Source organism: Sphingobium vermicomposti (assembly GCF_011762025.1).
In the GTDB taxonomy this organism is placed as follows: domain Bacteria; phylum Pseudomonadota; class Alphaproteobacteria; order Sphingomonadales; family Sphingomonadaceae; genus Sphingobium; species Sphingobium vermicomposti.
In genome coordinates this window covers 362,545-378,910 of record NZ_JAASQR010000003.1, presented here as the reverse complement: position 1 = coordinate 378,910, position 16,366 = coordinate 362,545, and the positions used below count along the sequence as shown (strand labels likewise).

The window sequence follows — 16,366 nt, the reverse complement described above, 5'->3', positions numbered from 1 at the left end:
TACAGGATCGTGCAGCGTTACGAAATGATCACGGCCTTTTCACATCGACGGTGGGAACTTCCACCGTTTCATTGCGGGAGCCGACCTCCACCTTGGCGACGTTGGCCTCATATTTGGGCAGGCTGCCGCCTTGCACCGCGATTTTGGGCAGTCGGCCCTCCTGCGTCTGCTGCAGATCGATAAAGCCGGTGACGATGCCGCCAGCAAGAATCAGCAGCACGATCAGCAACAGGCCACCAATGAATCGCATTTCACTCTCCTTCGAGATATGGACCACAAACGCGTTGTCCGGTGAAAGGGTTGCGAAAGCTGCGCCTTTAGCCGACTTCGCTGGGTTGACGGCGACTGGGAATCCCGTTATCCGCGCCGCTTTCCGATCGAACATGTATTACAAGGTTGATTGACTATGTCGCGCATCTGCGAGCTGACCGGCAAGGGCCGCCAGGTGGGTCACAACGTGTCCCACGCCAATAACAAGACCAAGCGTGTGTTCCTGCCCAACCTGCAGAACGTTTCGCTGATTTCCGAAACGCTGGAAACCACGGTGAAGCTGCGCGTGTCGACCCACGGCCTGCGTTCGGTGGAACATAATGGCGGTCTCGACAACTGGCTGCTGAAGACCAACGACGACAAGCTGTCGCTGAAGGCGCGCCGCCTGAAGCGCGACATCTCGAAGAAGCAGGCTGCTGTAGCCGCCTGACATTCGTTCGATTTGCTTCGGCATGAAGCGGCCTGGAAACGGGCCGCTTTTTTGCGTTCCCCTGCTGCGATGTCCATGATTCGGGCGGGAGCAATTTGGGCGCAGATGATCAGAGGCGCAGCGCAAATTTCAGAAGCAGGGTGCGCTGGAAAAATTCGTGATTGTCGTCCGACACAATCCACACCATCGTCTGGCCCTGCTCACGGCTGATGGCCAGGCCTTCAAAATTGTCGGCCAATAGTGGCGGTGCCAGCCGCGCCAAGGTGCGCGCTTTCAACTTGTGGCCGGGGTGCGGGGCTGCGGGTAGATCGACTATGGCCAGCGTTGCCGTGAACAGATCCTGCAAGGTCACCCTGCGGTTGAGCACGAGCAGGCGACGATCGTCGATCGCGACCACATCCGTCGGGCGGTAGCCGCGTGGTGGGACGTAGCGCAGGTGAATCGGGGCGGGCGTCGCTCCATCCGCCGGATCGCCGCTGAACAGCAGCGTGTCGTGGCTTCCGTCAGCCGTCATGCCCATTTCCGAGATGACGAGGAAGCGGCCGTCGGGCATGCGGGTCATGGATTCGATCGACCCGGTTTCGGGCCATGCCTCGATCTCGGGCCAGGTCCGGCACGCCTCTGCCCGCGCAAAGCCCGGCCCATAGCGGCAAATCTTCTGCAGCATCTCAAACCCGACCCAGTAACGATCCGTCGTCGGGTCATGGGCCAGTGCCTCGGAATCCCACGCCCACCACGGCTGCTCCCTGTCCTTGGGCCTTACGGGCAGCGGAGCGATGAACGGGTGGCGGTTGTCGGGCCTGGGCCGGACGGCAAAGCCCATCAGCGTCCCCGAATCGCTGAGCGCCAGGACTTGCCCCGACGAGTCCACCAGCAACGACGATATGCCGCCAAAGCCCTGATGCGGGCTGCTGAGCTGCCATCCACCCACATAACGGAGCGCGCCCACCTCCCGGATCGAAGGGTCGATGGAACTGAGCGGGAGCGGCCTGATCCTGACGAGCAGAGGGCCCGGTCCAAATAGCTCCGGCTTGTTCTTGTGCGGCGCTGGCAAGAGGAGGATCGCGAGCAATAATACGATCAGGATTCGGCGCATCTTTATGCCATAGGCAATCCTGGTCACCGAACCAACTGCCATCGCACCGATGCCCGCGTCCGGTCGGACTGGCGCGCGCCCTTCCCCAAGCGGCAGGGCTGATCATAAAAATTTGCCTGAACGGCGGCTGACATGCCCATTCAGGCTTCGCTCAATGCGAATCGCGCAAAAAGGGGTCAATCGATGCAGTTGCCTGATGGGCAGCAGCCATCGGCAAGGAAATGCGAGGAGCAACGCCATGAAAACCAAGTTTCTGATCAATATGGGGGCAGCGCTGGCCATGACCGCAGCTTCCCTCGTCGTCACTGCCGCTCCGGCACAGGCCCGAGACGGCTGGGGCCGTTATGATCGCGGCGACTATTATCGCGGCGACCGGGGTGATCGTCGCTATCGTGGAGACCATTATCGCGGCTATCGTGGTGAGCGCTATTACCGCAACAATTATTACCGCGGCTATCGTGGTGGCTATCGCTGCCGTGACAACGGCACGGGCGGAACGATCATCGGTGCCATCGCTGGCGGCCTGCTGGGTAATGAGATTGGCAAGGGTAGCGGACGCTATGGGCGTCGGGGCGACGGTACTACGGGCGCCATTGTTGGGGCAGGCGTGGGCGCACTGGCGGGCCGGGCAATCGACCGGGATTGCTGAGCCGCTTAGTAGACCGGAAATTATGAAGAAAAAGGTCGCCTCTGGGCGGCCTTTTTTTATTGTACCGTCCGCTGCCTGTCGGCAGTGGCTGCGCTCAAAGCCGCTGGGTTGAGCCCCTTGTCCTGCTCCTGCGGAGCGAGGCTTTGGGTATCCAGTTCGGCTGCGGCCTCATTCAGCGCGCTGGCTTCGCCGGGGCTGAGCCCAGTGTCGTCACCGATCCCCGACCCGCAACCGGCTAGAAAAAGCGGTAGCAGGAACATGGACCGCGAGTTGATCACCATCGCTCTGATGTCTTCCCATAAGGAAAGGGCCGCTCCGTTACCGGCGCGGCCCTTTCTGAAATTCATTCCCGAACGGGAATTACATCGCGTTCGCGGCAGCGTTGCCAGCAGCGTTCGCGGCGTTTTCGGCAGCGTTCGAAGCGTTGGCAGCGGCGTTTTCAGCAGCCATCATCGCGTTGTCAGCAGCGTTCGCAGCGTTTTCAGCAGCATTTTCGGCAACGTTAGCGGCGTTTTCCGAACCGCCCGAGCAAGCAGCGAGGCCCAGCGAAGCGGCGAAAACGAGCGAAAGAGCAATAGACTTGGACATGGGCAAACCCCTCTCAGAGAAAAAAAACTGCGCAGACCACTCTCGGAGAAAAGTTCACCCCCCTTTTGCGCCTGCGGAGCCGATTCGTAGTGAATTGGGTGACTCAAGGCAATCCCATTCCTGCGTAAGAGGCTGAACATGCCAGGATCGGGCGTTTAGGGATCAATCATTGACGCATATAAAGATTTCTTTATATGATCATTGGATGAGTGTGGCACTCGACATTTTCCGGGCGCTCGGCGATCCTACGCGACTGCGCATCATCCATCTGCTGCGGGCGATGGAGCTTGCCGTGGGCGAAATTGCACAGGTGGTGGGGCAAAGCCAGCCGCGCGTATCCCGCCATGTCCGCATCCTTGCCGAAGCGGGTTTGGTGGAACGGCGGAAAGAAGGCAATTGGGTATTCCTGCGCCTCCGTCGGGGTCGGCAAACAGAACCGTTCCTCGCTCTCTTCGACCAGCTTGCACCCTCTGAAGGCGAGCAGTTGTGGCAAAAGGCGGATCTCGCGCGGCTGACGGCGGTGCGTGCGGACAGGTCGCGCGCGGCGGAAAGCTATTTCGCGGAACATGCTGAAAAGTGGGATGCCATCCGCTCGCTGCACGTGCCCGAACGGGATGTAGAGCGGGCGATGACGGCCCTGTTGCAGGCGGAGCCGATCGGCCACTTGCTCGACATCGGCACTGGCACGGGGCGGATGATCGAACTGTTCGGCCCATCGGCGGAGCAGGTCACCGCCCTCGACCGCAGCCCTGACATGTTGCGCATCGCGCGCGCCAAGCTGCCGGAGGATTCGGGCAAATATGCGCTGGTGCTGGGCGACTTTGGCGCGCTGCCGCTGGACTCGGGCGATGCGGACACCGTGGTGCTGCACCAGGTTCTGCACTATGCGCAGGCACCTGAGGCGGTGATTGCGGAAGCGGCGCGCGTGACGGCGGGGGGCGGCCGGGTGCTGGTCGCGGATTTCGCCGCGCATGAACGGGAAGAACTTCGGCTGCGCGACCAGCACGCGCGGCTCGGTTTTTCCGATGAACAGATGGAAAGCTGGTTCGTGCAGGCGGGGCTTGATCTTGATCGGGTCGAAAGCCTGCCCGGCCACGAGTTGACAGTGAAACTATGGCTGGGGCGGCGTCGCGGCGCGCATATCCTGCCGATTGAAGGACGTATTTCCGCATGACCCTTTCCTTCCCCTCCGTCGAAGAGGCCCGGCGCGCGCTTGAAGCGCCGCTGTATGCCGATCTTGCGGGTGACCTGAATGTCAGTTTCGAATTTTTCCCGCCCAAGACGGAAAAGATGGAAGACCAGCTATGGTCGGCGATTGAAACGCTGACACCACTGGGTCCCAAATTTGTGTCAGTTACTTATGGCGCAGGCGGTTCGACGCGGGAGCGGACGCATAATACGGTCGCCCGGATCGCCCGCGAAACGTCGCTGCAGGCGGCGGCACACCTTACATGCGTCGCAGCAAGCCGGGCGGAGATTGACGACGTGGCGGACTGCTATTGGGAGGCAGGCGTGCGCCATATCGTTGCGCTGCGTGGCGATCCGCCCGAAGCGGGGACGAAGTTCGTCCCTCATCCCGACGGTTATCAAGGTGCGGCCGAACTGGTCGAGGGCCTGATGAAGCGTCATCCGTTCGAAATCTCGGTCGCCGCCTATCCCGAAACCCACCCCGATGCGGCGAGCGCGCAGAGCGACATCGATAATTTGAAGCGCAAGCTGGACGCAGGCGCGACGCGGGCAATCACGCAATTCTTTTTCGAACCTGAAACCTTCTTTCGCTTCCGTGATACGGCGGCGGCGGCTGGGATCACGGCGGACATCATTCCGGGCATCATGCCGGTCAGCAATTTTGGCGCCGTGCAGCGCATGTCGGCGATGTGCAATACCGATGTGCCCGGCTGGATGGGCAAGCTGTTCGAAGGACTGGACGACCTGCCCGCCGCGCGGCAACTGGTTTCCGGCACGCTGGCAGCGGAACTGTGCCGCAAGCTTTATGCGGGCGGCGTGCGCGACTTTCATTTCTACACGCTTAACCGGGCGGAATTGAGCTATGCGATCTGCCATCTGCTGGGGCTTCGGCCTGCTGGACTGGAGAAGACGGCATGACCGCTGAACAACGCTTCCGCGCCGTCGCGGCGGAAAAGATCATGATCTTCGATGGCGGCTATGGCACGTCGATCCAGAAACATGGGCTGACCGAGGCGGATTATCGCGGGTCGCTGGATCTCGCCAAGGACCAGAAGGGGAATAACGACCTTCTGTGCCTGACCCGGCCGGATATCGTCGAAGGCATTCATGCCGCCTATCTCGCCGCCGGGGCGGACATGATCGAGACCAACACGTTCAGTTCCACCAAGATCGCGATGGCCGACTATGGCTGCGAACATCTGGTGTGGGACATCAACATCGCCGCCGCGAAGCTGGCGCGGCAAGCGTGCGAGAAGGCGACTGCAAAGGATGGCCATCCGCGTTTCGTTGCCGGATCGATCGGGCCGACGAACAAGACTCTGTCCATCTCTCCCGATGTCAACGACCCCGCCTACCGCGAGGTGGATTATGACACGCTGAAGGCGGATTATCGCGAACAGTGCGACGCGCTGATCGCGGGGGGAGTCGATTTTTTGCTGGTCGAAACCTGCTTCGATACGCTTAATGCCAAGGCGGCCGGCATGGCCGCGCGTGAGGCGGAGGCTGCGGCGGGGCGGCCGGTTCCGCTGATGCTCAGCTTCACCATCACCGACATGTCGGGTCGCAACCTGTCGGGGCACACGATCAATGCCTTCTGGTATTCGCTGCGGCATCTGAAGCCGTTGACCATCGGGGTGAACTGCGCGTTCGGGGCGGATCTGCTGCGGCCTTATCTGAGCGAGTTGGCGAAGAATGCGGACACGCTGATCCTGGCCTATCCCAACGCCGGACTACCCAATGAGTTGGGGCAATATGACGAACTGCCGGAAACGACGGCTTCGCTCATTCGCCAGTGGGTGGATGAGGGGCTGGTCAACATGGTCGGCGGCTGCTGCGGAACGACGCCCGCGCATATCGGCGCGGTGGCGAAGGCGCTGGCGGGGCACAAGCCCCGCATTGTGCCCGAACTCCCTGTGGTGACGCGATTGGCCGGGCTGGAGCCTATGCATATCGCGGCCTGAAATACCGGAGGAGTCATCTCTCCTCCGTTCGCCCTGAGTTTGTCGAAGGGCAATACTTGTCTTCAAGAAGGGTTGGGCTTCGACAAGCTCAGCCCGAACGGATTAAAGTTGATCCCATGACCCAGACCTCCACCGCCACTTTCGTCAATATCGGTGAGCGCACCAACGTCACCGGTTCGGCCAAGTTCAAAAAGCTGATCATGGCGGGCGATTATGCCGCCGCCATCGACATCGCCCGCGACCAGGTGGAGAGCGGCGCGCAGATCGTCGACGTCAACATGGACGAAGGCCTACTCGACGCGGTCGAGGCAATGACGACCTTCCTGAAGCTGATGACCTCCGAACCGGACATCAGCCGCGTGCCGGTGATGATCGACAGTTCCAAATGGGAAGTGATTGAAGCTGGTCTGAAATGCGTCAGCGGCAAGCCGATCGTCAACTCGATCAGCATGAAGGAGGGGGAGGAAGCCTTTCTCGACCACGCCCGTAAGTGCATGGCCTATGGCGCGGCGGTGGTCGTCATGGCTTTCGACGAAACCGGCCAGGCGGACACGCAGGCTCGCAAGGTCGAGATTTGCGAGCGCGCCTACAAGCTGCTGATGACCATTGGCTTTCCGCCGGAGGACATCATCTTCGATCCCAATATCTTCGCCGTGGCGACGGGGATCGAGGAGCATAATAATTACGGCGTCGACTTCATCGAGGCGTGCCGGGAGATCAAGAAGCGCTGCCCGCATGTTCATATTTCGGGCGGGTTGTCGAACTTCTCCTTCTCCTTCCGTGGCAATGAGCCGGTGCGCCGGGCGATGCACAGCGTCTTCCTTTACCACGCCATTCCGGCGGGGCTGGACATGGCGATCGTCAATGCCGGTCAGCTCGACGTCTATGACGCGATCGACCCGGCGCTGCGTAAGGCGTGTGAGGATGTGCTGCTGAACAGTGACCCCGAAGCGGGCGACCGCCTCGTCGCGCTGGCGGAGAGCTACAAGGGTAAGGATGCGGCGTCGGAAAAGGCGGCGCAGGAATGGCGTGGCTGGCCTGTCTCCAAGCGGTTGGAACATGCGCTCGTCAAGGGCATAGACATGTATGTGGTGGAGGATACGGAGGAAGCCCGCCTTGCCGCTACCAAGCCGATCGAAGTGATTGAAGGCCCGCTGATGGACGGCATGAACGTCGTGGGGGACCTGTTCGGGGCGGGCAAGATGTTCTTGCCGCAGGTGGTGAAATCCGCTCGCGTCATGAAAAAGGCGGTGGCGCATCTGCTGCCCTTCATCGAAGCGGCTAAGGAGCCGGGCGCCAAGGGCAAGGGCAAGATCATCATGGCGACCGTCAAGGGCGACGTGCATGATATCGGCAAGAACATTGTTGGCGTCGTGCTGCAGTGCAACGGCTTTGAAGTGATCGACATGGGCGTGATGGTTCCCTGGCAGGACATCATCAAGGCGGCAAATGAGAACGACGCTGACATGATCGGGCTGTCCGGCCTCATTACCCCCTCGCTCGACGAGATGGTGACGGTGGCGCAGGAAATGCAACGTGCCAACATGACCATGCCGCTGCTGATCGGCGGTGCGACCACGTCGCGCGTGCATACCGCCTTGCGTATTGATCCGGCTTTTACTGGGCCGGTGGTGCATGTGCTGGACGCCAGCCGTGCCGTGGGCGTGGCGACCGCATTGCTTTCCGAAACGCAGAAAAGTGATTTCGTCACGAAGACGAAGGAGGATTATGATCATGTGCGCAAGGCGCGCGCGGGCAAGGGGCAAAGTCAGCTTCTGAGCATAGAGGATGCCCGCGCCAATGCTTTTGAAATGGATGAGGCGCTGAAAGCGCCCCGACCGCGGCTGCCCGGCATCCACCGCTTTCCCGATTGGGACCTCAAAGACTTGATCAATTATATCGACTGGACGCCCTTTTTTCGAGCCTGGGAATTGGCGGGCAACTATCCGGCTATCCTTGAGGATGAGGTGGTCGGTGAAAGCGCTACCAGCCTGTTCAAGGACGCGCAGAACATGCTGGATCGGATCGTTAGCGAAAAATGGCTGACGGCGCGCGGCGTTGCGGGGCTGTGGCCTTGCCGTCGGGAGGGCGATGACATCATTGTCCATGTCGAGGATGAGCGTCATGTCCGTCTGCCTATGCTGCGGCAGCAGATTGCGAAGCGTGAGGGGCGGGCCAACATGTGCCTGGCCGACTTCATCAGCCATGACGGTGACTGGATCGGCGGCTTTGCCGTGTCGATCCATGGTATCGAACCACATCTGGCGCGGTTCAAGAACGCGATCGACGATTATTCGGACATCCTGCTCAAGGCGCTTGCCGACCGGCTAGCCGAAGCCTTTGCCGAGCGGCTGCACCACTATGTCCGCACCGCCCTATGGGGCTATGCGGAGGGTGAGCAGCTGACCAACGAAGCGCTGATCCGGGAGCAGTATCGCGGTATCCGCCCCGCGCCGGGCTATCCCGCTTGCCCCGACCACAGCCTGAAACCGCTGTTGTTCGATATGCTGGACGCGCATCATGCGACCGGGATCACCTTGACGGAAAGCCTGGCCATGCTGCCCACCGCAGCGGTCAGCGGTTTCTACTTCGGGCATGGTCAGGCGGAATATTTCGGCGTCGCCCGCGTGGGTCGTGATCAGCTGTCAGATTATGCCGAGCGGATCGGGATGGATATCGAAACGGCGGAGCGCTGGCTGCGGCCGAATTTGGATTGAGGCCCTAAAAGAACCGTCTGCGCAGAACCTGCCGCAGGGTTATCGTTTTTCGTGGTTCGCCGCGACCGCCTTTGCCACTGCCTGCATCAACTCCCAGCGGGATGGGATGGGCAGCGTCGTGCTGCCGATCATCACCGCCACCGCATAGCTGGTGCCATCCGGCGCGGTCATGATGCCGATGTCGTTATAGCCGGTCGAGCGCGGAGCAAGATCCTGTCCCGTTCCGGTCTTGTGGAGATATTTCCACCCTGCCGGGACGCCGCCCTTGATGCGCTGCGGTCCGGTTTTCGCCTGGCTCATGGTCGACAGCAACAGCTGGGTCGATGCGGGCGAGAGCATGTCGCCTTCCTTCAGCTTCGCCAGCGCCTTGACGATGGAGGTGGGGGCGGCGCCATCCGGCGGATTGGCGAGATAATTGTCGAGCGCCTTCACCCGCACTGATTGGGGCAGCCTGGACCGGGCCGCATAGAAGTTGCGGCCGATGGAATAATCCTGCCGCCAATCAAGCCCTGCGGTGGTGGCCTGCAACAGCCGTTCGCCTGGGCCGAAGCGAATATCCTTGATCGTCCGCCGCGCCAGAAAAGCGCGCACCGCTTCCGGTCCGCCGACCGCGCGGAGCATCGTGTCGTTCGCCGTGTTGTCGCTCTGCGTCATGGCCCGGCGCATCAGGTCGGAATAGGTGGTCGTCCAGCCGCTGGTGCCGACCAGCGCAGCGCTTGGCTGGTGAAAGAGGGTGAGGTCTTTCCTGGTGATGGTCGTGGTGTCGGTCAGCCGGATCTTGCCCCTGTCCACCGCGTCCAGAAAGGTCATCGAAACCCACAGTTTCGACACGCTCTGCTGGGGGAAGAGCGCGTTGCCGTTCCAGGCGACCGTCCAGTCGCTGCCGATGCGGCGGACCGCGATGCCGACCTTGCCCTGGAAGCTTTGGCCCAGGTTTCGCACGACGCTGACCAGCGCGGGAGGGGGAGTCTCCCGCTGGTCGACGTCCAGTTCCTGGAACGGTTTGGGAGGATTGGCGACCCGCTTGATCGGAAAGGTCGCGGTGGTTGGCTGCACCCTTTGGGTGGCACGGGCCTGGGGCTCCACCGGAGCGCTGACACAGGCTGAAAGCGCCGCTACCAACAATATCAGGCGGGCCGATCCGCCTTCCGGGCGCCAACCGCGCCCACCATTTCGCTTAAACATCAATGTCCCCGAACTCTCCCGTGATTAGGCGCTTCGCTCCCTTCCACTGACAAGGAAGATGCGACGAATGATTCCACATTTGCGATGTAAGGAGGCTGAACGGATTGACGCGCGGCGCTCATCTTTCGTTCAGCCGGAATGGGTGAGGAGGCATGGCATGAACGGTTCGGACATCAATAGGCGGGCATTGCTGCGGGTCGGCGCGGGTGCTTGCGCCGGGATGTTCCTGTTCGATCAAGACGGGGCAAAGGCAGCGCCCGCACCGTTCGCGTCGCGCAGGATTGCGATGACGACGCGGGGGAGCGGACGCGATGTGTTGTTGATCCCCGGCCTGGCGAGCGGTCCGGGGCTGTGGGCCGACATTTTGGACAAGGTCCCCGGCTGTCGCTGGCACCTTGTCCATGTGCGCGGCTTTGCCGGACTTGCCCCCGATGCGAACGCCAGCGGGCCGCTGATCCAGCCGCTGGCCGATGAGATCGCCCGCTATGTCCGCACGGCCGGTCTGGTCCGGCCCGCCGTGGTCGGCCATAGCATGGGCGGGACGCTGGCGATGATGCTGGGGTTGAAGGGCGTGGGGGCGCGGATCATGGTTGTGGACATGTTGCCCGCAGGCGCGGCGATGGTCGGCGGGACCGCGCGCGGCATGGGCTATCTTGCCGGTCAATTGAGCCAATATTTTACGGGGACCAAGGCAGGGCGCGCTTATCTGGCGCAGATTTTGGCGGAAACGCCGGGCGCGCGCGGTAGCGATCCCGACGTGATCGCCAATGCCCTGCGCGACCTGGCCAATGTCGATCTGGGGCCGCAACTGGGCCGGATCAGCGCGCCTATGGAGGTGGTCTATGCCGTCGGGTCCGATCCGGCGCAGTCGGCGCAGATCAGCCGCACCTTCCGCGCCGCCTATGCCGCCAAGAAAGGTTTGAAGCTGGCCCCGATCGGTCCCAGCGGCCATGTCGTCATGGCTGACCAGCCTGCACGTTTTGTGACGGCGCTGGAGCAGTTTCTGATCCGCTAGAAAGATCCTGCCCGATTTCATGGTGCCAGCACGGTATCCACAGCCGCTGGCAGCATGTCGGGGTAATCCAGCGTATAGTGCAGCCCCCGGCTTTCCTTGCGACGGAGCGCGGAGCGGACGACCAGCCGCGCGACTTCCAGCAGGTTGCGCAGCTCGATAAGGTCGGGCGTCACGCGGAAATGGCCGTAATATTCGTCCACTTCCTTGGCGAGCAGGTCGATGCGGTGCTGCGCGCGCTCCAGCCGCTTGGTGGTGCGGACGATGCCGACATAGTCCCACATGAAGCGGCGGATTTCCTTCCAGTTATGCTGAACGATGACTTCCTCGTCGCTGTTGGTGACGCGGCTTTCATCCCACGGGCGGATCGGGGGAGGGGTGGGCAGTTCGTCCCAATGGGCGCGGATGTGACGGGCCGCTGCATCGCCGAAGACGAAGCATTCGAGCAGCGAGTTGGACGCCAGGCGATTGGCGCCGTGAAGGCCGCTTTCGGTGACTTCGCCCGCCGCATAGAGGCCGGGCATGTCGGTGCGGCCATCCAGGTCGATGATGACGCCGCCGCAGGTATAGTGTTGCGCCGGGACGACCGGGATCGGCTCCCTGGTGATGTCGATGTCGATATCGAGCAGCCGGGCGTAGATGGTCGGGAAATGCTGTTTAACGAATTCGGGGTCCTTGTGACTGATATCCAGATGGACATAGTCCAGGCCGAGGCGCTTGATTTCATGGTCGATGGCGCGGGCGACGACATCGCGGGGCGCGAGTTCGCCGCGCGGGTCGAAGCGGGGCATGAAGCGTTCGCCGCCACCGGGGACGCCGGGGGGGAGCTTCAGGTGCCCGCCTTCGCCGCGCACAGCTTCGGTGATCAGGAAATTCTTGACCTCCAGATTATAGAGGCAGGTCGGGTGAAACTGGTTCATTTCCATGTTGGAGACGCGGCAGCCCGCGCGCCAGGCCATGGCGATACCGTCGCCGGTCGCGCCGCGCGGGGCGGTCGAGAAGAGATAGGTGCGGCCCGCGCCGCCGGTGCAGAGGATCGTCGCTTTGCCTAGCAGCGCGTCGACATGCTTGGTCCGCTTGTTGAAGGCGTAGACGCCCCAGACATGGCCGTCGCCCGAATAGCGTTCGCCATGGCGGGAGGTGATGAGGTCGATGGCGACCATGTCTTCCATCAGCGTGATGTTGGGATTGGCGCACGCGGCCTTCAGCAGGGCGACTTGCACCGCGTGGCCGGTAGCGTCATCGACATGGACGATGCGGCGGTGGCTGTGGCCGCCTTCGCGGGTCAGGTGCCAGCGTTCGCCGAACTCTTCGCCGCCGTTGAAGGGGACGCCGAGTTCGGCCAGCCTTTCGATGGCGGCGGGGGCTTCGGAGACCACGAATTCGACCGTTTCGCGGTTGTTGAGGCCAGCGCCCGCGACCATGGTGTCGTTGACATGGGCTTCGAAACTGTCGCCCGCGTCGAGGACGGCGGCGATGCCGCCTTGGGCCCAGTTGGTCGAGCCGCTGTCGAGCGCGGCCTTTGCGAGGACGACGACCTTATGGTCCTGCGCCAGGTTGATGGCGGCGGTGAGACCGGCGGCGCCGGAGCCGATGATGACGACGTCGTGAGTGGTGGTGGGCATGGACTTACTCGCTCCCCTCCCGCAGGCGGGAGGGGTTGGGGGTGGGCAAATGCGCAAGTGTGGTGGTTATGTGGGACATCACGCCTTCCAAATTGGTCAGCACATCTGCATTGGTGAAGCGTAAAATGGAATAGCCTTGGGCGCGGCAATGAGAGTCGCGGCGGGCGTCATAGTCCGCGCTGTTGTCGTGGGTGAGGCCGTCCAGTTCTATGATCAGCTTAGCCTCGCGGCAGAGGAAGTCAGCGAAGTAGGGGCCGATGGGGATCTGTCGGCTGAATTTGTGGCCGTCGAGCTGGCGGTTGCGGAGGTGTTGCCACAGGAGGCGTTCTGGTGGGGAGGCTTCGTTCCTCAGGGATTTTGCGCGAGCGGTGTTTCGGTTTTTGAAAGGTCGCGCTGGCCCACCCCCCGGCCCCCTCCCGCCTGCGGGAGTGGGAGCAGAAGATTGCGCCTCTTCCCTCACGCTGCTGCCGTAAGGTTCAGAAAGACATCCTCCAGGTCTGGGTCTCTCGTGACCACGTCCACGATGGAGAGGCCGCTGGCCTGCACCGCGCTCAAGACCTGCCCGGCATTGGCGCGGTCCTTCATATAGGTGATGGTCAGAGTGCGCGGGTCGGAGAGTTCTACCTTTTCGAAGCAGGGGGCGTCCGGCACCGTCGCCACGTCGCGGTCGACGGTCACCTGCACGACCTTTTCCTGCGCCATGGCGATTAGCTCGCGGGTGGGCTTGTCGGTGATCAATCGGCCATGGTTGATGATGCCGATGCGGTCGCACAGTTCTTCGGCTTCTTCCAGATAGTGCGTCGTTAGCACGATCGTCACGCCTTGCGCGTTGAGTTCGCGGACATAGGCCCAGAGTTGCTGGCGAAGCTGGACGTCGACGCCTGCGGTGGGTTCGTCCAGCACGAGGATGGGCGGGGAGTGGACCATTGCCTTGGCCACCAGCAGGCGGCGCTTCATGCCGCCGGACAGGGTGCGGGCATAGGCGTTGGCCTTGTCCTCCAGATGCACGGCGCGCAGGAGTTCGAGCGAGCGGCGGCGGTCTTTCGGTACGCCATAATAGCCCGCCTGATTTTCCAGCGTTTCATAAGGCGTGAAGAAGGGGTCGAAGACGATTTCCTGCGGCACGATGCCGATGCTGTTCTTGGCATTGCGGGGGTTCTGGTCGATGTCGAAGCCCCAGATTTTCGCGGTGCCGCTGGTTTTGTTGACGAGGCCAGCGAGGATGTTGATCGTGGTCGACTTGCCCGCGCCATTGGGGCCGAGCAGGCCGTAGATCTGGCCGCGCGGGATGGTGAGGTTGATGTTGTCCAGCGCGCGCTTGCCGCCCGCATAGACCTTGGTCAGGTTGGTGATCTCGATGGCGGCTTGGGTCGTTTCGGTCATGGCTGATCTCTATGGGGATCGCAGGCGGTTAAGGAAAGAGGGCGGGTGCGCCGAAGTTCACACCGTTGTCGGGCAATTTGACCGCAACTCGCCGGGTTTGCGGCGGGAACGCGACAGGTGCGCGACGGGATCAGGACGGGGTTGGGCGGGCGCGCGCGGCTGTTTCAAGCGCGAAGGGATCGGCCATGCGGGCGGCGTGAATCTTGAGCGCGTCAGTCCAGCAGCGGTCGAAGGCGGTATCGGCGAGGCGCTGTCGCAGCCGATGGGCGCTGGATCGCGACATGCCGACCGAGCGCGCGGCATGGGAGACGTTGCCGGTTTCGAGCAGGGCGGTGAGGAAGAGGCGCTGACGGGCCGGAGTCCAGCGGCCATGGCTGGATGGCGGCGTCAGGTCAGGCGCGGCGGGCGGGGTGGGAAGGGGCTGTTCCATCCGGCAGGATAGATCAGGCGAAATCCTATTTTGGAAGGGGTGGCTGGCGATCGCGCGTGACGAAGTCGGCGAGGGTGCGGGAGTAGAGTTGATGCTCGGCGATGAGGATGCGGGCGGCGAGGCTGTCGGCGGTGTCGCCGGGGAGGATCGCGACCGGCGTCTGGGCGAGCACCGGGCCATCGTCCAGTTCGCTGGTGACGACATGGACGGAGCAGCCCGCATGGCTGTCGCCCGCGTCCAGTGCTTTCTGGTGGGTGTCGAGGCCCTTATATTTGGGGAGGAGGCTGGGGTGGATGTTGAGCATCCGGTTTTCCCAGCCCGCGACGAATTCCGGCGAGAGCAGGCGCATATATCCGGCGAGCGCGACATAGTCTGCGCCAGCCTTGCGCAGTTCACCGTCGATGATCTGGTCAAACTCGGCGCGCTTCAGGCCCTTGTGGCTTTGGGCGAAGGTGGGGATGCCTTCTGCCTGCGCGAGGATGAGGCCAGCGGCTTGCGGGTCGTTGGCGGCGACCAGGACGATCTCATAGGGGCAGGACGGGTGTTTGGCGGCGTAGAGCAGCGCCGCCATGTTGGACCCTCGACCGGAAATCAGAACGCCGACTTTTGCCTTTGTCATATCATCCCCGTTCGGGCTGAGCTTGTCGAAGCCCCTCCCTTTCTTTGAAGAGAAGTGAAGCCCTTCGACAAGCTCAGGGCGAACGGTTATTCTTATCTCGGCCTTCTGATTTAGCCCAGATGCGTGGCGGTCCAGTCGGCCTTGGCGCTCCAGGTTTCCTGGCTGCCCTTGACGGTGCAGCCTTTTTCGCCAGCTTCGATGATGCCGACGCGGACGACGGTTTCGCCTGCGGCTTCCAGTTCCGCCGCGACGCTGTCCGCCGCATCGGCGTCCACCGCCAGCACCATGCCGACGCCGCAGTTGAAGGTGCGGGCCATTTCTTCCGGTTCGATATGGCCCTGCGCTTGCAGGAAGGCCATCAGGCGCGGCTGTTCCCAGCCGTCGGCGTCGACCACGGCATGGCAGCCTTCGGGCAGGACGCGCGGGATGTTTTCGAGCAGGCCGCCGCCGGTGATGTGGGCGAGCGCGTTGATCTTGCCGTCGCGCACCAGCGGCAGCAGCGGCTTCACATAGATGCGGGTCGGGGCCATCAGCGCGTCGATGAGCAGGACTTCATTGTCGAAGATGGCGGGGCGGTCGAGCTTCCAGCCCTTGTCGGCGGCGAGGCGGCGGACGAGCGAGAAGCCGTTGGAGTGGACGCCCGACGAGGTGAGGCCCAGGAGGACGTCGCCTGCCTTCACCCGGTTGCCGGTCAGCGCCTTGCTGCGTTCCACCGCGCCGACGCAGAAACCGGCGAGGTCATAGTCTCCGGCGGCATACATGCCCGGCATTTCGGCGGTTTCGCCACCGATAAGGGCGCAACCGGCTTGCTTGCAGCCTTCGGCGATGCCCGCGATCACGCGTTCGGCGACGCCGCTCTCCAGCTTGCCGGTGGCGTAATAGTCGAGGAAGAAGAGCGGCTCAGCGCCCTGCACGATGAGGTCGTTGGCGCACATGGCGACCAGGTCGATGCCGACGCCATCATGGCGGTCATGGTCGATGGCGAGCTTGAGCTTCGTGCCGACGCCGTCATTGGCGGCGACCAGCAGCGGGTCGTCATAGCCAGCGGCTTTCAGGTCGAAGAAGCCGCCAAAGCCGCCAAGCTCCGCGTCTGCGCCGGGGCGGCGGGTCGCCTTGGCCAAGGGGGCGATGGCGCGGACCAGTGCATTGCCTGCCGCGATGTCCACGCCAGCTTTGGCGTAGCTATAGGATTCGGTGTCGCTCATGGCTGGCC

Annotated in this window: 17 protein-coding genes and 1 pseudogene; 7 read left to right on the top strand and 11 right to left on the bottom strand. The window is 62.7% G+C overall.

Going from position 1 to position 16,366, the window contains the following annotated elements; translation table 11 throughout:
• Positions 1-28 precede the first annotated feature (28 nt).
• A complete protein-coding gene (locus tag FHS54_RS11550) occupies positions 29-250 on the bottom strand; it encodes a hypothetical protein (RefSeq protein WP_167303960.1) in 222 nt (73 codons plus the stop codon).
• A 156-nt stretch (positions 251-406) separates the two neighbouring features.
• Between FHS54_RS11550 and rpmB the strand changes: the two genes are divergently transcribed.
• Positions 407-700, top strand: a complete 294-nt coding sequence (gene rpmB, locus FHS54_RS11545; RefSeq protein WP_167303959.1) for a 50S ribosomal protein L28 — start codon at positions 407-409, stop codon at positions 698-700.
• Between the two features lie 109 nt (positions 701-809).
• Here rpmB and FHS54_RS11540 read toward each other — a convergent pair whose 3' ends face one another.
• Positions 810-1,796: an esterase-like activity of phytase family protein gene (locus FHS54_RS11540; protein ID WP_167303958.1), complete on the bottom strand. Its 987-nt coding sequence runs from the start codon at positions 1,794-1,796 to the stop codon at positions 810-812.
• Positions 1,797-2,034: 238 nt separating this feature from the next.
• Here FHS54_RS11540 and FHS54_RS11535 point away from each other — a divergent pair, with 238 nt between their 5' ends.
• Positions 2,035-2,445, top strand: coding sequence for a glycine zipper 2TM domain-containing protein (locus FHS54_RS11535; RefSeq protein ID WP_167303957.1), 411 nt, complete (start codon positions 2,035-2,037; stop codon positions 2,443-2,445).
• Between the two features lie 56 nt (positions 2,446-2,501).
• Here FHS54_RS11535 and FHS54_RS11530 read toward each other — a convergent pair whose 3' ends face one another.
• Both FHS54_RS11530 and FHS54_RS11525 read right to left on the bottom strand, forming a co-directional pair.
• Positions 2,502-2,726, bottom strand: coding sequence for a hypothetical protein (locus FHS54_RS11530; protein ID WP_167303956.1), 225 nt, complete (start codon positions 2,724-2,726; stop codon positions 2,502-2,504).
• 79 nt (positions 2,727-2,805) lie between these two features.
• Complete coding sequence (locus FHS54_RS11525) at positions 2,806-3,033, bottom strand: circumsporozoite protein (protein WP_167304428.1); 228 nt, start codon at positions 3,031-3,033, stop codon at positions 2,806-2,808.
• A 205-nt stretch (positions 3,034-3,238) separates the two neighbouring features.
• Between FHS54_RS11525 and FHS54_RS11520 the strand changes: the two genes are divergently transcribed.
• The 4 genes from FHS54_RS11520 (at position 3,239) to metH (ending at position 8,899) form a co-directional block, all read left to right on the top strand.
• Complete coding sequence (locus tag FHS54_RS11520) at positions 3,239-4,207, top strand: ArsR/SmtB family transcription factor (protein ID WP_167303955.1); 969 nt, start codon at positions 3,239-3,241, stop codon at positions 4,205-4,207.
• Positions 4,204-5,139 carry a methylenetetrahydrofolate reductase gene (gene metF, locus FHS54_RS11515; RefSeq protein WP_167303954.1) on the top strand — a complete coding sequence of 312 codons (936 nt, stop codon included), beginning with the start codon at positions 4,204-4,206 and terminating at the stop codon, positions 5,137-5,139. The genes FHS54_RS11520 and metF overlap by 4 nt, the downstream gene beginning before the upstream one ends.
• Positions 5,136-6,182, top strand: coding sequence for a homocysteine S-methyltransferase family protein (locus FHS54_RS11510; protein WP_167303953.1), 1,047 nt, complete (start codon positions 5,136-5,138; stop codon positions 6,180-6,182). Before metF ends, FHS54_RS11510 begins: the two co-directional genes overlap by 4 nt.
• A 116-nt stretch (positions 6,183-6,298) precedes the next feature.
• Positions 6,299-8,899 (top strand): methionine synthase, encoded by a 2,601-nt coding sequence (metH, locus tag FHS54_RS11505; RefSeq protein WP_167303952.1) that lies wholly within the window; start codon positions 6,299-6,301, stop codon positions 8,897-8,899.
• A 39-nt stretch (positions 8,900-8,938) separates the two neighbouring features.
• On the opposite strand, the gene FHS54_RS11500 is transcribed toward metH, so the two are convergent.
• On the bottom strand, positions 8,939-10,084 hold the full coding sequence (locus FHS54_RS11500; RefSeq protein ID WP_167303951.1) for a serine hydrolase: 1,146 nt from the start codon (positions 10,082-10,084) through the stop codon (positions 8,939-8,941).
• A 157-nt stretch (positions 10,085-10,241) separates the two neighbouring features.
• Between FHS54_RS11500 and FHS54_RS11495 the strand changes: the two genes are divergently transcribed.
• Positions 10,242-11,099, top strand: a complete 858-nt coding sequence (locus FHS54_RS11495; protein WP_167303950.1) for an alpha/beta fold hydrolase — start codon at positions 10,242-10,244, stop codon at positions 11,097-11,099.
• A 17-nt stretch (positions 11,100-11,116) separates the two neighbouring features.
• Here the strand turns inward: FHS54_RS11495 and nadB are convergent, their stop codons facing one another.
• From nadB to purM, 6 genes and pseudogenes are all read right to left on the bottom strand, one after another.
• A complete protein-coding gene (gene nadB / locus FHS54_RS11490; RefSeq protein WP_167303949.1) occupies positions 11,117-12,721 on the bottom strand; it encodes an L-aspartate oxidase in 1,605 nt (534 codons plus the stop codon).
• Between the two features lie 4 nt (positions 12,722-12,725).
• Positions 12,726-13,181, bottom strand: coding sequence for a DUF559 domain-containing protein (locus FHS54_RS11485; RefSeq protein ID WP_167303948.1), 456 nt, complete (start codon positions 13,179-13,181; stop codon positions 12,726-12,728).
• Positions 13,178-14,104 (bottom strand): ABC transporter ATP-binding protein, encoded by a 927-nt coding sequence (locus tag FHS54_RS11480; RefSeq protein ID WP_167303947.1) that lies wholly within the window; start codon positions 14,102-14,104, stop codon positions 13,178-13,180. Before FHS54_RS11480 ends, FHS54_RS11485 begins: the two co-directional genes overlap by 4 nt.
• Positions 14,105-14,234: 130 nt before the next feature.
• Positions 14,235-14,534, bottom strand: a complete 300-nt coding sequence (locus FHS54_RS11475) for a terminase small subunit (RefSeq protein WP_167303946.1) — start codon at positions 14,532-14,534, stop codon at positions 14,235-14,237.
• A gap of 40 nt (positions 14,535-14,574) precedes the next feature.
• Positions 14,575-15,153 (bottom strand): annotated as a pseudogene (gene purN, locus FHS54_RS11470) (phosphoribosylglycinamide formyltransferase); the annotation flags it as partial.
• A 110-nt stretch (positions 15,154-15,263) separates the two neighbouring features.
• Entirely contained in the window at positions 15,264-16,358 is a 1,095-nt protein-coding gene (purM, locus tag FHS54_RS11465; RefSeq protein ID WP_167303944.1) for a phosphoribosylformylglycinamidine cyclo-ligase, read from the bottom strand.
• Positions 16,359-16,366: the final 8 nt, after the last annotated feature.